11 protein-coding genes and 1 other annotated feature are annotated in these 13491 nt (G+C 40.7%); of the genes, 3 read left to right on the top strand and 8 right to left on the bottom strand.

Annotated elements, in window-relative coordinates; all coding sequences use genetic code 11:
* Nucleotides 1-176: 176 nt before the first annotated feature.
* The 3 genes from clpB to rluD form a co-directional block, all read right to left on the bottom strand.
* Nucleotides 177-2750, bottom strand: coding sequence for an ATP-dependent chaperone ClpB (gene clpB / locus PR809_RS13985; protein ID WP_102139719.1), 2574 nt, complete (start codon nucleotides 2748-2750; stop codon nucleotides 177-179).
* A 123-nt stretch (nucleotides 2751-2873) separates the two neighbouring features.
* On the bottom strand, nucleotides 2874-3608 hold the full coding sequence (gene yfiH / locus PR809_RS13980) for a purine nucleoside phosphorylase YfiH (RefSeq protein ID WP_206276200.1): 735 nt from the start codon (nucleotides 3606-3608) through the stop codon (nucleotides 2874-2876).
* On the bottom strand, nucleotides 3608-4585 hold the full coding sequence (rluD, locus tag PR809_RS13975) for a 23S rRNA pseudouridine(1911/1915/1917) synthase RluD (protein WP_102139721.1): 978 nt from the start codon (nucleotides 4583-4585) through the stop codon (nucleotides 3608-3610). The genes yfiH and rluD overlap by 1 nt, the downstream gene beginning before the upstream one ends.
* A gap of 137 nt (nucleotides 4586-4722) precedes the next feature.
* Between rluD and bamD the strand changes: the two genes are divergently transcribed.
* The 3 genes from bamD to pheA all read left to right on the top strand — a co-directional run bounded on the left by bamD (nucleotide 4723) and on the right by pheA (nucleotide 7559).
* A complete protein-coding gene (gene bamD / locus PR809_RS13970) occupies nucleotides 4723-5454 on the top strand; it encodes an outer membrane protein assembly factor BamD (RefSeq protein WP_102139722.1) in 732 nt (243 codons plus the stop codon).
* Nucleotides 5455-5769: 315 nt separating this feature from the next.
* Nucleotides 5770-6102, top strand: a complete 333-nt coding sequence (gene raiA / locus PR809_RS13965) for a ribosome-associated translation inhibitor RaiA (protein WP_102139723.1) — start codon at nucleotides 5770-5772, stop codon at nucleotides 6100-6102.
* Nucleotides 6103-6242: 140 nt separating this feature from the next.
* Nucleotides 6243-6360: a sequence feature (Phe leader region), on the top strand.
* Between the two features lie 26 nt (nucleotides 6361-6386).
* On the top strand, nucleotides 6387-7559 hold the full coding sequence (gene pheA, locus PR809_RS13960) for a bifunctional chorismate mutase/prephenate dehydratase (RefSeq protein WP_102139724.1): 1173 nt from the start codon (nucleotides 6387-6389) through the stop codon (nucleotides 7557-7559).
* A gap of 48 nt (nucleotides 7560-7607) precedes the next feature.
* Here the strand turns inward: pheA and PR809_RS13955 are convergent, their stop codons facing one another.
* From PR809_RS13955 to trmD, 5 genes are all read right to left on the bottom strand, one after another.
* On the bottom strand, nucleotides 7608-9176 hold the full coding sequence (locus PR809_RS13955) for a methyl-accepting chemotaxis protein (protein ID WP_206276199.1): 1569 nt from the start codon (nucleotides 9174-9176) through the stop codon (nucleotides 7608-7610).
* 313 nt (nucleotides 9177-9489) lie between these two features.
* The gene (gene tyrA, locus PR809_RS13950; protein WP_102139726.1) at nucleotides 9490-10611 is read right to left on the bottom strand and encodes a bifunctional chorismate mutase/prephenate dehydrogenase; all 1122 of its coding nucleotides are present in this window, start codon (nucleotides 10609-10611) and stop codon (nucleotides 9490-9492) included.
* Nucleotides 10612-10624: 13 nt separating this feature from the next.
* Nucleotides 10625-11719, bottom strand: coding sequence for a 3-deoxy-7-phosphoheptulonate synthase (locus tag PR809_RS13945; protein ID WP_102139727.1), 1095 nt, complete (start codon nucleotides 11717-11719; stop codon nucleotides 10625-10627).
* A gap of 595 nt (nucleotides 11720-12314) precedes the next feature.
* Entirely contained in the window at nucleotides 12315-12668 is a 354-nt protein-coding gene (gene rplS / locus PR809_RS13940; protein WP_096864779.1) for a 50S ribosomal protein L19, read from the bottom strand.
* A 41-nt stretch (nucleotides 12669-12709) separates the two neighbouring features.
* A complete protein-coding gene (trmD, locus tag PR809_RS13935; protein WP_125893610.1) occupies nucleotides 12710-13474 on the bottom strand; it encodes a tRNA (guanosine(37)-N1)-methyltransferase TrmD in 765 nt (254 codons plus the stop codon).
* Between the last annotated feature and the right edge of the window lie 17 nt (nucleotides 13475-13491).

The following is a 13491-nucleotide window of genomic DNA, read 5'->3' as shown; positions in this document are numbered from 1 at the left end:
TGGCGCATTATAGGGAGTCAGAAAAATCTGGCAAGTGTTTTTTTGAAAAAAACTTTCAAGTGACTACATTTTATACTTTACGACCAATTCTCAAACAAAAAAAGCAGTTTTATACGTAATTTGATATAAAAAAGGTGGCTAATGATAGCCACCTTTTGATTCTACAATAATATCAATTACTGTTTAGCAACGATTTCGTCATTTTCTACATCTAAAATGACTGGTTTACCTGGCAATAACCTACCTGACAAGATTTCTTGTGCCAGAGGGTTTTCAATTTCCTGCTGAATTGCACGTTTCAATGGCCTTGCTCCGAAGATTGGGTCAAAACCAGCCTCCCCAATTTTCTCAAGTGCAGCTGGTGTTGCGCTGACTTCATAGCCGTGCTCTTCAAGACGTTTGTATAAACGAGCCAGTTGAATATTGGCAATATTCGTAATTTGCTCTTTACCTAATGGATGGAATACAACGACTTCATCGATACGGTTAATGAATTCAGGCCTGAAACTATGAGATACCACTTCCATCACCATATCTTTCATTTCTGAATAACCAATCATGCCAAACCTTTCTTGGATTAAGTCAGAACCCAAGTTAGATGTCATAATGATCACCGTATTACGGAAGTCTACCGTTCTACCTTGCCCATCCGTTAAGCGTCCATCATCAAGCACTTGCAATAAAATGTTGAAAACATCAGGGTGTGCTTTCTCAACTTCATCCAATAAAATGACGGAATATGGACGACGTCGAATAGCTTCGGTTAAATACCCACCTTCTTCATAACCGACATAACCTGGAGGTGCGCCCACTAAACGCGACACCGCATGTTTTTCCATAAATTCAGACATGTCGATACGAACCATTGCATCATCGCTATCAAACATGAAGTTTGCTAACGCTTTACACAACTCAGTTTTACCTACCCCTGTTGGCCCTAAAAACATAAACGAGCCAATTGGGCGATTTGGGTCTGATAACCCTGCACGGCTACGACGAATTGCATTCGATACTGCAACGACCGCTTCATCTTGCCCAATAACACGCTGATGGAGTTGCTGTTCCATGCGTAACAGTTTTTCTCTTTCGCTTTCTAGCATTCGAGATACTGGGATACCAGTCCAACGCGCTAAGATTTCAGCAATTTCAACATCTGTTACTTTGTTACGTAACAGTTTCATGCTTTTACCTTCAGCTTTCGTTGCTGCTTCCAGCTGTTTTTCCAATTCTGGAATTTTACCGTATTGCAATTCGGACATTTTTGCCAAATCACCCATACGGCGTGCTTTTTCCATCTCGATACGTGTATTTTCAAGTTCAGCTTTAATATGCTGAGTACCCGTTAATGATGCTTTTTCAGCTTTCCATTCTTCTTCTAACGCAGAATATTCACGCTCTTTCTCTGCAAGCTCTTCTTCTAACATTTCAAGACGTTTTTTACTTGCGTCATCCGATTCTTTTTTCAGCGCTTGCTGTTCAAGTTTGAGCTGAATAATACGACGTTCCAGCCTATCCAAGGATTCTGGTTTCGAATCCATTTGCATACGTAAACTTGCACCCGCTTCATCAATCAAGTCAATTGCTTTATCAGGTAACATACGGTCAGTAATATACCGATGTGATAACGTTGCTGCCGCCACAATCGCTGGGTCTGTTATCTGTACGTGGTGATGCAATTCATAACGCTCTTTTAAACCACGTAAAATGGCAATTGTGTCTTCAACAGATGGCTCTGCCACATACACTTTCTGGAAACGACGCTCTAAAGCAGGGTCTTTCTCAATGTATTGACGGTATTCATCTAATGTGGTTGCACCAACACAGTGTAATTCACCGCGAGCTAGAGCCGGTTTTAACATATTACCCGCATCCATCGCACCATCGGCTTTACCTGCACCAACCATGGTGTGTAACTCATCAATAAACAGAATGACGTTACCTTCCTGTTTGGCAAGATCATTTAGAACCGCTTTCAAACGCTCTTCAAACTCGCCACGATATTTCGCACCCGCAATCAGCGCCCCCATATCCAGGGATAATACGCGTTTGTTTTTTAGCCCTTCTGGTATTTCACCATTTACAATACGTTGTGCTAACCCTTCAACAATTGCTGTTTTACCAACACCTGGCTCACCAATCAGCACTGGGTTATTTTTAGTACGGCGTTGCAGTACTTGAATGGTCCGACGAATTTCTTCATCTCGACCAATCACTGGGTCTAATTTGCCTTGCTCTGCACGTTCGGTTAAATCAACAGTGTATTTTTTCAAGGCTTGGCGCTGGTCTTCAGCGCTTTGGTCATTCACTTTTTCTCCACCACGCATCTGTTCTATTGCCTTTTTTAAATTATCTTTATTAACACCAGCAGCTTTGAGCATGTCTGCTAATGTCGTATTGGCTTCTAAAGCTGCGACAAGAAATAATTCTGAGGAGATAAACTCATCTCCGTGCTTTTGTGCCAACTGATCACATAAATTCAAATGACGCATTAAGTCACTTGATGGTTGAACATCGCCCGCTACACCTTGCACTTGAGGTAAACGCCCTAATGCATCTTCGACTTTTTGCTGAAATTGTACGGCATTCACGCCTAACGTCGTCAGCAATGGACGAACTGTGCCACCCTCTTGATTAAAAAGGGCACTTAATAGATGAATAGGTTCGATAAACTGGTTTTCGCGCCCAAGGGCTAGTGATTGGGCGTCAGCGAGAGCTTGCTGGAATTTATTCGTTAAACGGTCCAGACGCATAACACCTCCAATAAATGAGATTAAATTTGCTACTGGATACTAGATGAGGTCAGTTATTAAATATTCAAGTTTCGCAAGGAATTATTTCTGTTATATCCATTAATTTAGAACAAAACACCAACGCTAGGTATTTATCCATATTAATGATGCCATCCTGCCGGTTTTTCCTTCCCTTCGATAGGAAAAAAATCTGTTTTTATCTGTTACTGTACAAAAATCACCACCATAGACCTTCGTTACGCCAGCAGCCTGTAGTTTTTTACGTGCTAATAAATAAATATCAGCTAGATATTTATCATTATAAGGAATAAAGGCAGAGACTAAATCAGATGATTGATTAACAAAAGCCTCTTTGACTTCTTTACCAACTTCAAATTTCTCAGCACCAATAGCGGGGCCAAGCCAAGCGATAATTTCATTTGCAGGACTAATAAACTGATTGATTGTATTTTCAAGAACCCCATGACATAGCCCGCGCCACCCTGCGTGGGCTGCTGCCACTTCCGTTCCTGCTTGATTAGTAAATAACACAGGCAAGCAATCCGCAGTCATAATAGCGCAAACTTGCCCTACCTGATTGCTATACACGGCATCTGCTTGCCTATTGTGAACTTTCTTACCAACAAGATTGAGCACATCCGTCCCATGAACTTGCTCAAGCCAAACAGGCTGTTGTGGCAGCTGAGCAAGTTTTTCAAGGCGCTGACGATTTTCACTGACGGCATTGGGGATATCCCCAACATGATCACCTAAATTCAAGCTATCAAAAGGTGGTAGGCTCACACCACCTGCACGCGTTGTACTACAGCTCGCTATGTTGTTAGGTTGTGGCCAATCAGGGAAAATCAATGTATTCATTACCAGTCCATATCGTCTTTATGCAGTTCAGTATCTGCTTTTAGAGCTTCAATAAGCTTAACCATATCATCAGGTAACGGTGCATGCCACTCCATTTGAATACCTGAAATTGGGTGATATAAGCGTAACATGGTGGCGTGCAGTGCTTGCCTATCAAAATTACGCATCACTTCCAGAAATTCTTCTGTCGCCCCTTTTAATGGACGCGGACGGCCACCGTATAAAGGGTCACCAATTAATGGATGATTGATGTGGGCCATATGGACACGGATTTGGTGGGTTCTCCCCGTTTCCAGACGTAAACGTAACCGAGTATGGGCTCTAAAGTGCTCCATTATTCGATAATGCGTTACCGCAGGTTTCCCCATTGGATGAACAGCCATATGCGTTCTTTTAGTTGGATGACGAGAGATAGGTTCTTCTACCATGCCCCCCGCAGTCATACGGCCTACTGCAACCGCTTCATATTCACGCGTAATTTCTCTACGTTGCAATGCTTCAACGAGGTGGGTTTGAGCAGGAACTGTTTTTGCTACAACCATTAAGCCAGTGGTGTCTTTATCTAAACGATGAACAATACCGGCTCTTGGCACATCTGCAATTTCAGGATAGCGATATAACAACGCATTCAAAATTGTGCCATCAGGGTTCCCTGCACCAGGGTGAACAACTAAATCACGCGGTTTATTAATAATTAAGATATCTTCATCTTCATAAATCACATTAAGTGGGATATCTTGTGGTTCCCAGCGATTATCTTCTTCAATGAGGGCGTCGATTAAAATTTGTTCACTGCCGAAAACTTTTTCTTTTGGCTTATTGATAACTTTGCCATTAACCTGCACTCTATCAGCTAAAATCCATTCTTTTATGCGAGAACGTGAATAATCAGGGAACAATTCGGCCAAAGCCTGATCTAAACGTTGACCAAGCTGTGATTCAGCGATAGTTGCACTAAGTTGTACTTGTTGAGCCATAAATTAATCTACTTTTTGGTGTTTGTATTTTGACGGCAGCGCCGTTTCATTTAAAATATATGCTATTGTAACTCGAATTTTGCCGGGAGCCTTATGGATAGACTCCCTCGAAACACTCAGAGGATAACCTACACGTGATGATACGTATGAAAAATCTGGTGGCTGCAGCCACGTTGAGCCTGATTTTAGTCGGCTGTTCCAGCACTCCTGAAGTCAGCCCTGATAGCTCCCCTGCTGAAATATATGCAACGGGTCAGCAAAAATTACAGGACGGCAATTTTAAAGCAGCGATTAAACAATTTGAAGCTCTTGATAACCGTTATCCATTTGGTCCATATGCTCAACAGGTTCAATTAGACCTGATTTATGCATATTATAAATCAGCAGAACTGCCAATGGCGATAGCTGCGATTGACCGTTTCATGCGTTTGAACCCAACTCATCCAAATATTGATTATGTCCTCTATATGCGAGGCTTAACCGCAATGGCTCTGGATGATAGCTTATTGCAAGGCCTTTTTGGTATCGACCGCTCAGACAGAGACCCACAGCATGCACGAGTTGCATTCAAAGATTTCAGTCAGCTAGTTCGCTACTATCCTAACAGCTTATACTCAAATGATGCGAGTAAGCGATTAGTCTTCTTGAAAGACCGTTTAGCGAAATTCGACCTTTCTGTTGTCGAATACTACAACAAACGCGGTGCTTATGTCGCGGTTGTTAATCGTGTTCAACAAATGCTAAAAGACTACCCAGACACAGAAGCAACACGTAATGCCTTAGCATACATGGAAATTGCTTATAATGAGATGGGGCTAAACCAAGAAGCGAATAAAGTTGCGAGTATTATTGCTGCAAACCCACAATAATAACATCGTGAGATCTAAAACAGCAGCCAAGGCTGCTGTTTTTCTTTGCTAGCGGCGATTTAGTTGCTTGCTCATTTAAGGGACTAATTTTAACCCAAAAAAAGCTCCGGCTATTTACCGTTCCCCTAGCCAACTCAATCAGTGTCCCTTAATCCATTCATTTTGGCAATGCTTTTTCACCCCTTTTTTATGTGAAATCACACTTCAGATAGCTGTTACTCTTCCCCTGAATGAGATGTGATCTACATCAATTTTTTCTTAGCAAGAATAGGTATTCTGAACTCAACAAAGACGGAAACAATGAGAGGTAACTATATGATAGTGAACATTACTAGCAAGCAAATGGACATTACCCCAGCGATTCGTGAGCACATTGAGAGCCGTCTAACAAAACTCGACAAGTGGCAAGTATCCCTGATAAATACCCATATTGTATTATCAAAAGAGCCACAAGGTTTTATGGTTGATGCCAACATAAAAACAGCGACAGGAAAATTGGTCGCAAGTGCCAAACATGAAGATATGTACGTTGCAATTAATGAACTAATTAACAAACTCGAAAGACAACTCAATAAAGTGCAACATAAAGGAGAATCAAGAAGAGCATATAATAGTGTAAAAGAAGCGAATAATACTGTTACGTTATAATTTTATATTATCTATCAACTAATCTTGAACCTTACAAACGCGCTCACTATGGGCGCGTTTTTTTATGTTTCTGATCCTTACCTATTGACTTCTTAGTGAGTATCGGGTTTATTTAAATTGAATCTGATTAAAGGTATTCATATGAATCTTAATTTTGTTTTCTTTTTCTTCTTTAGCAACTCCTAATTAGGGGCTTTTGTCGTTCGAGAAAGAAAAGAAGACAAAATTAAAAAGCCCCCTCTAGGGGGCTTTTTTTATATCATAATATTAACAGGGTGGGCAGAATGGAAAACAGCACTAATTTATTGAAAGTAAGAGAAAAAATAAGCCAACTGGATAGTGAGTTACTCAATCTTTTAGCAAAGCGCCGTGGTTATGCTGTTGAAGTTGCGGAAACAAAAATTGATGATAGCCGCCCAATTCGTGATAAAGACCGTGAACGCCAGCTTTTGGATGTTTTAATTAACAAAGGCAAACCTCTAGGGCTTGATGGCTTTTATATTACTCGCTTATTTCAAATGATTATTGAGGACTCCGTTCTTACACAACAGGCAATTTTACAAAAGCATTTAAATTTAACCCCTAGTGACACTGCCCGGTTTGCGTTCTTAGGGCCTAAAGGCTCTTATTCACACATTGCTGCACGCCAGTACTCAGCCCGTCATTTTGACCAATTGGTTGAATGCAGTTGCCACAAATTCCAAGATATTTTTTCATTAGTTGAAAATGGACAAGCGGAATATGGTATTTTGCCAATAGAAAACACCAGTTCGGGCGCAATTAACGATGTTTACGATTTACTGCAAAATACGTCATTATCAATCGTCGGAGAGATTCGGCTCCCAATTAACCATTGTCTCCTAACTACAGGAAATACCGATCTCAGCCAGATCAAAACCGTTTATAGCCATCCACAGCCTTTCCAGCAATGTAGCCAGTACTTAGCGCAATTCCCACACTGGGAAATAAAATATTGTGATAGCACTTCAACTGCAATGCAAATGGTCGCAGACCAAAACTCACCAAGTGTCGCAGCTCTTGGAAGTGAAGCTGGTGGCGCACTATATGATTTAAGTGTAATAGAGCATAACCTTGCTAATCAGCAAATTAATATGACTCGCTTTATTGTTGTTGCACCACAAGCAATTGAAGTCACAGAACAAGTTCCTGCAAAAACAACACTGCTTCTTACTACTGGCCAACAAGCCGGTGCTTTAGTTGATGCATTAGTTATTTTGAAAAATAATAAGATAATTATGAGCAAATTAGAATCACGCCCAATTAATGGAAAACCGTGGGAAGAGATGTTTTATGTCGATGTGCATGCAAACTTACGTTCAGATAATATGCAACAAGCTTTAAGAGAGCTTTCAACAATTACTAGGTCAATTAAAATATTAGGCTGCTACCCATCCGAAAATGTGGTTCCTGTTGAACCTGAAAAAATTACACCTTAATAAGATATAGTTAGGCTGCATTTTTCAGTGCAGCCTATTAAACTGAAACTATACTCTCACTTCAGGTTGGTGAGTCGACGATTTCACTCTGAAATAATTGACTAGCTCCTTCAAATGGTACGCCTGTTCATTTAATGAGTCCGCTGCGACAACAGATTCTTCAACTAGACTCGCATTTTGCTGTGTAGTTAAATCAAGCTGCCCGACCGCACTATTGATTTGAGAAATGCCATCGCTTTGCTCACGGCTAGCCTGCCCAATTTCACGTAATAACGCATTCATCTCTTTTACACTATCAACCATGCCATGTATTTGTTGAGTTGCTTTTTCAACAAGTTCCATGCCTTCTTGTGTTTGTGCCGATGAATTTTCAATCAACACACGAATATCACTCGCGGAAGCGGCACTTTTCTGTGCTAATAATCTTACTTCTCCAGCAACAACAGCGAAGCCTCGCCCATGCTCACCAGCTCTTGCGGCTTCAACAGATGCATTCAATGCTAAAATATTGGTTTGGAATGCAATAGAGTCGATTAGATTAATAATTTCTGTCATCTGTGATGACGAACCATTAATTGCACGCATTTTGTTCGTGACTTGGCTCATCATGTCACCATTATTTTGCACAATAATCGCAGCTTGGTCTGCAAGCATACTGGCTTCATGAGTGTGTTCAGTCGTGTTTTGAACCGTTGACGTGATTTGTTCCATTGAACTGGCTGTTTCTTCAACTGATGCAGCTTGCTCTTCGGTGCGCGCGGCCAGGTTTTGGTTCCCCGCAACAATCTGCCCTGCTGCTGCCGAAATACTTTCAGAACCTTGCTGAACCTCTTGAACGATTTCTAGTAGGTGCTCTTTCATCGCATTAAGTGAATTTAATAACACTCCTGTTTCATCTTTTGAGGTAACCTGAATATCCTTAGTCAGATCCCCATTTGCAATTGACTGAGCGAAATTGACTGCATTTTCCAATGGCCTTGTAATAATTGTCGTAATATACCAACCCATTATGCAGCCCGCGCCAATACTCAAGATTGATAGCACTGCTAGTAATATTTTATTACTTTCATAGTCTGCATTAACTTTCCGGCCAATCTCTTGCATCTGCAAATCTTGAATTGCCATTAAAGTTTGAATTTGATCTCGATAATCACGCTGAATACTCGACGTTTTCGTCATCATCTCGTCAATGGCAGCTTGGCGATTGTTCTGTTGTAAGAACGCATTCATACGAGCCTGTGATGCATGGAACTGTTGACGGATCACACGTAAGTCCGCCAAAATTTCTTTAGAACGATCATCGGTCACACTAGTTTCTAATTTTTCAAATAACTCTGTTATTTTCAGTGTAATTTTAGCCAGCTCTTCACGACGCTTATCACTCCCACGATCATCAAGTAAAATAAGCTCTTGGATCCCAATAAAAGAATAAAAGTTATCCATCATCTGCCCTGCTGTCGAAGCAATAGGGTAGCTTTCATAAAGCACTTGCTTCATTCCTTCATTAGCTCGGTTCATATTTGCTAAAGAAAATATTGAACTTAAGATAATAAGCGCAACAAAACTACCAAATGCGACCGTTAACTTCATACTGATTTTAAGATTTTTAAAAAACATATATTTACCACGCTAACCATCATTTAATGAGTAGAGTTATCGGTAAAATAGATGAAATCTTTATCATATAAATCGATCGATTTATAAATATTAATTTTATAAATCGATTAATTTAGAATTAAATAGTGAATAAATTTAATTTTTGGCTAAGTGGCATATTATTCGATAGAAATTATACATATAAGTACAATTGCTTATTTTAAATAAATATATAGACAAGATTAGCTAAAACAGAAGACTATGGAAGATAATAATAAATCAACAAAAATTAAAGCCCCCTACCGCCATAAAACACGATAGAGGGTGGAGATGATTATTTTCGATTATCATTTGCTCGTTGCAATAATGATTGGCTTTCTTTCATGAAATGATGGGCATCTTCGCCGAACCACTGACTAACTTGATTAAATTGGCGAATAAATTCTGCTTTATCTTTGTTCTCTAGTAGTGCTATTGAATCACCTAATAACTGATGATATCTACGTATCAATTCAACATTTTCATTTGAAGACATAATAATGTCTGCATATAGTTGAGGGTCTTGGGCAAATAGACGCCCAACCATCGCAAGCTCTAAGCGATAAATAGGCGATGATAAATCAAGCAATTGCTGTAAATCGATATTTTCCTCAGCAAGATTTCGCCCGTAAGTAAATGTTGTAAAGTGGCGTAATGCCTGAATAAAGCTCATGTTTCTATCATGCTCTTCGGCTGATATTTCTTTCAAACGAGCTCCCCAAACTAATAGTTGTTCAAGGAACCATTGATAAGCCTCTGAACTACGGCCATTACAGTAAGCAAAAACTTGCTTTGCAACACTACCAATATCAGGGCCAAACATCGGGTGAAGCCCAAGTACTGGCCCATCATGGGCTGCTAACATCGCTTCTAATGGCTGTTGCTTAATCGATGCAATATCCATCAAGACCGTGCTTTTATCCAGCCTAGGCAGTTGGTTGATGACTTGTACCGTCAAATGTATTGGCACACTAATCATCACGATGCTAGCACCTGCTACTATAGATTCTGCTTGCGGCCAGTCACCTTCATTTAAGGTCTTTACTTGGTAGCCTGATAAGTTAAGGAGACGATGAAATAGCCGTCCCATTTTCCCATCACCACCAACAATCACAATGGGGCCTGCTGATGGGTTCAGTGTTTTAAACCCTTTATCATTTTCACGTGCATAAGATTCGCGCATGATCCGCCTAAGAATATCTTCAATCAGATCAGGCGGGATCCCCATACGCTCAGCTTCTGCGCGACGTGCTGCCAACATGCTTGTTTCTCGTTCAGGCACATAAATCGGTAAACCATGTAAGCTTTTCACTTCACCGACTTCAGCAACCAGTTGCAGCCTTTTTGCTAATAAATCTAATAAAGATTTATCAACTTCATCAATTTGTTCCCGTAAATGGGTTAACTCAACAGACATACCAATACCTTGATCAGCTCACTTTACTCAATTTTTGCGCACGTTGTTCAAGCACAGGTAACAATGCCTGATGTAAATTACGCAATACCGTTTCCGTCGTTTGCCAGTTAATGCAGGCATCTGTTACTGAAACACCGTATTTCATTGCGTCACGGGCTTGCTCAGATGTTTGATTCCCTTCATTAATATGGCTTTCTAACATAATACCTGTAATTGATTCATTACCATTAATAATTTGTTCAATAATAGAATCAACAACTAATGGTTGACGGCGGTAATCTTTATTTGAGTTTCCATGGCTACAATCCACCATAAGCGATGGCGCTAAACCTGCTTTTTTCATTTCCACTTCACAAGCCGCGATATCTTCAGCATTGTAATTAGGCGTTTTTCCACCACGTAAAATAACATGCCCATTACTATTGCCTTTAGTATGCAATAAACAAACTTGGCCCGATTGGTTAATTCCCATAAAACGGTGTGGCATTGCTGCTGCTTTTAACGCATTAATTGCTGTAGATAAGCTACCATCGGTCCCATTTTTAAAACCAACAGGCATAGATAAGCCTGATGCCATTTCACGGTGTGTTTGTGATTCAGTCGTTCTTGCACCAATTGCAGACCAACTGAATAGATCCCCTAAGTATTGAGGATTGTTAGGATCCAGTGCTTCTGTTGCTAATGGTAGGCCCATATTCACTAAATTAGTCAACAAGTCACGAGCAATATGTAGGCCTTTTTCCATTTCAAAGGAGCCATCCATAAATGGGTCACTAATCAAGCCTTTCCAACCCACTGTTGTACGAGGTTTTTCAAAATACACACGCATCACAATATATAAGCTATCACTTAATTCTTCGGCTAATACTTTCAAACGCTCACCATATTCAATCGCAGCATCCACATCATGGATTGAGCAAGGACCACATACCACGAGTAAGCGAGGGTCGCGTTGATGAATGATATCAGCAATCACTTGGCGCGATGTCGCAATGGCATGCAGGCTGCTGTTACTCAGCGGATATTTTGCTTTCAGACTCTCAGGAGTGATTAATACCTGCTCGTCTTGAATATTCACATTGTTGAGTACATCTTTTTGCATGATCATTTTTTACCTACTTATTAGCTTATATTTGCTTAGTTTATTATTTACGTATTGTGTTTGAGTGCATGAGTAATAACATACCATGCATCGTAAACAATTCAATCCATTTATGTAAAATATTTCCATGCATGTAAATAAATATTTACACTTCGGTAATAAGTTGATAAATATAAAAATTTACATAAAATTAACATTTATAATATTTAAATTAGTGTTCAATACTAATTTTTAGTAAATATTTATTTACAGATTAAGAGGTTAATCTCTCAGCTATATTCTAAATAGTTCGAGTTGTAGCAAGGCGGCAAAGTAAGGACATCGCAGGGAGCATACATCAGTATGTGACCTGTATGGCTGAACGAAGCCAACACGGCTACAACTTGAAATAGATTTTCTCAGTTGTATTCTAAATAGTTCGAGTTGTAGCAAGGCGGCAAAGGAATGAGACGCTAGGAGCATACACAAGTATGTGACTAGTGCGAATGAGTGCAGCCAACACAGCTACAATTTGAAATATGAAGAATATAGTGACGAATATAAAAAGGCCCGCAAAAGCGGGCCTCTCTATAACATAACTTTCGGATGTAGCGAAAGCGTATTACTTGGCGTTCAGACGCTCTTTGATACGAGCTGCCTTACCAGAACGCTCACGCAGGTAGTACAGTTTAGATCTGCGAACAGCACCACGACGTTTAACAGCAATGCTATCTACGACTGGAGAGTGAGTTTGGAATACACGCTCAACACCTTCGCCGTTAGAAATTTTACGAACAGTGAATGCAGAGTGCAGACCGCGGTTACGAATAGCGATAACCACGCCCTCGAATGCCTGCAGACGTTTTTTAGAGCCTTCTACGACCCATACCTTAACTTCCACGGTGTCACCCTGACGGAATGAAGGTACGTCCTGCTTCATTTGCTCTTCTTCGATTTGTTTAATAATGTTGCTCATAATAACTCTCTTACCCTAGGTAAACTGATATGTTTAGACAATTAATTGTCTGGATTCATTTGTTGCTCAGACTGATATTCCCGTTGGAATTCAGCCAGCAACATCCTCTGCTCGTCAGTCAGAGCTAGGCTTTCCAGAAGCTCAGGTCTTCTAAGCCAGGTACGGCCGAGTGATTGTTTCATGCGCCAGCTATCTATTTTAGCGTGGTTTCCTGAAAGTAAAACATCAGGAACTTGCATGCCATCTAACACTTCAGGGCGGGTATAGTGTGGACAATCTAACAAACCATCTGCAAAAGAGTCTTCTTGGGCAGAGGCTTGATGACCAAGTACCCCGGGTATAAACCGTGAAACTGAGTCAATCAACACCATCGCGGGGAGTTCCCCACCACTGAGAACGTAATCACCGATTGACCATTCTTCGTCAACTTCGGTTTGAATGATACGTTCATCAATGCCTTCATAGCGGCCACAAACGAGGATCAATTTCTCGTTAGTTGCCAGCTCGCAAACACCGTCTTGACTGAGTTTGCGCCCTTGTGGTGAAAGATAAATAACCTTTGCACCCTCACCAGCCTCAGTTCTTGCTGCGTTGATTGCATCCTTAAGCGGTTGCACCATCATCAGCATGCCTGGACCACCACCATAGGGGCGATCATCAACAGTCTTGTGCCTATCGTGAGTAAAATCTCGCGGATTCCAGCACTCAAATGTTAGCAGGCCATTCTTCACTGCCCGGCCAGTTACCCCGTACTCGGTTATTGCGCGGAACATTTCGGGAAACAGGCTAATTACACCAATCCACATGATTTCGTCCCACTCAT

The organism is Providencia sp. PROV201 (genome assembly GCF_028479545.1).
In the GTDB taxonomy this organism is placed as follows: Bacteria; Pseudomonadota; Gammaproteobacteria; order Enterobacterales; family Enterobacteriaceae; genus Providencia; species Providencia huaxiensis.
The sequence above is the reverse complement of the archived record's forward strand: the minus strand, read 5'-3'. Positions and strand labels throughout refer to the sequence as shown.

Excerpts from the sequence above, each read along its gene's own strand:
- clpB (WP_102139719.1), bottom strand. The coding sequence starts at position 2,750 with ATGCGTCTGGACCGTTTAACGAATAAATTCCAGCAAGCTCTCGCTGAC.
- yfiH (WP_206276200.1), bottom strand. The coding sequence starts at position 3,608 with ATGAATACATTGATTTTCCCTGATTGGCCACAACCTAACAACATAGCG.
- rluD (WP_102139721.1), bottom strand. The coding sequence starts at position 4,585 with ATGGCTCAACAAGTACAACTTAGTGCAACTATCGCTGAATCACAGCTT.
- bamD (WP_102139722.1), top strand. The coding sequence starts at position 4,723 with ATGATACGTATGAAAAATCTGGTGGCTGCAGCCACGTTGAGCCTGATT.
- raiA (WP_102139723.1), top strand. The coding sequence starts at position 5,770 with ATGATAGTGAACATTACTAGCAAGCAAATGGACATTACCCCAGCGATT.
- pheA (WP_102139724.1), top strand. The coding sequence starts at position 6,387 with ATGGAAAACAGCACTAATTTATTGAAAGTAAGAGAAAAAATAAGCCAA.
- PR809_RS13955 (WP_206276199.1), bottom strand. The coding sequence starts at position 9,176 with ATGTTTTTTAAAAATCTTAAAATCAGTATGAAGTTAACGGTCGCATTT.
- tyrA (WP_102139726.1), bottom strand. The coding sequence starts at position 10,611 with ATGTCTGTTGAGTTAACCCATTTACGGGAACAAATTGATGAAGTTGAT.
- PR809_RS13945 (WP_102139727.1), bottom strand. The coding sequence starts at position 11,719 with ATGATCATGCAAAAAGATGTACTCAACAATGTGAATATTCAAGACGAG.
- rplS (WP_096864779.1), bottom strand. The coding sequence starts at position 12,668 with ATGAGCAACATTATTAAACAAATCGAAGAAGAGCAAATGAAGCAGGAC.
- trmD (WP_125893610.1), bottom strand. The coding sequence starts at position 13,474 with ATGTGGATTGGTGTAATTAGCCTGTTTCCCGAAATGTTCCGCGCAATA.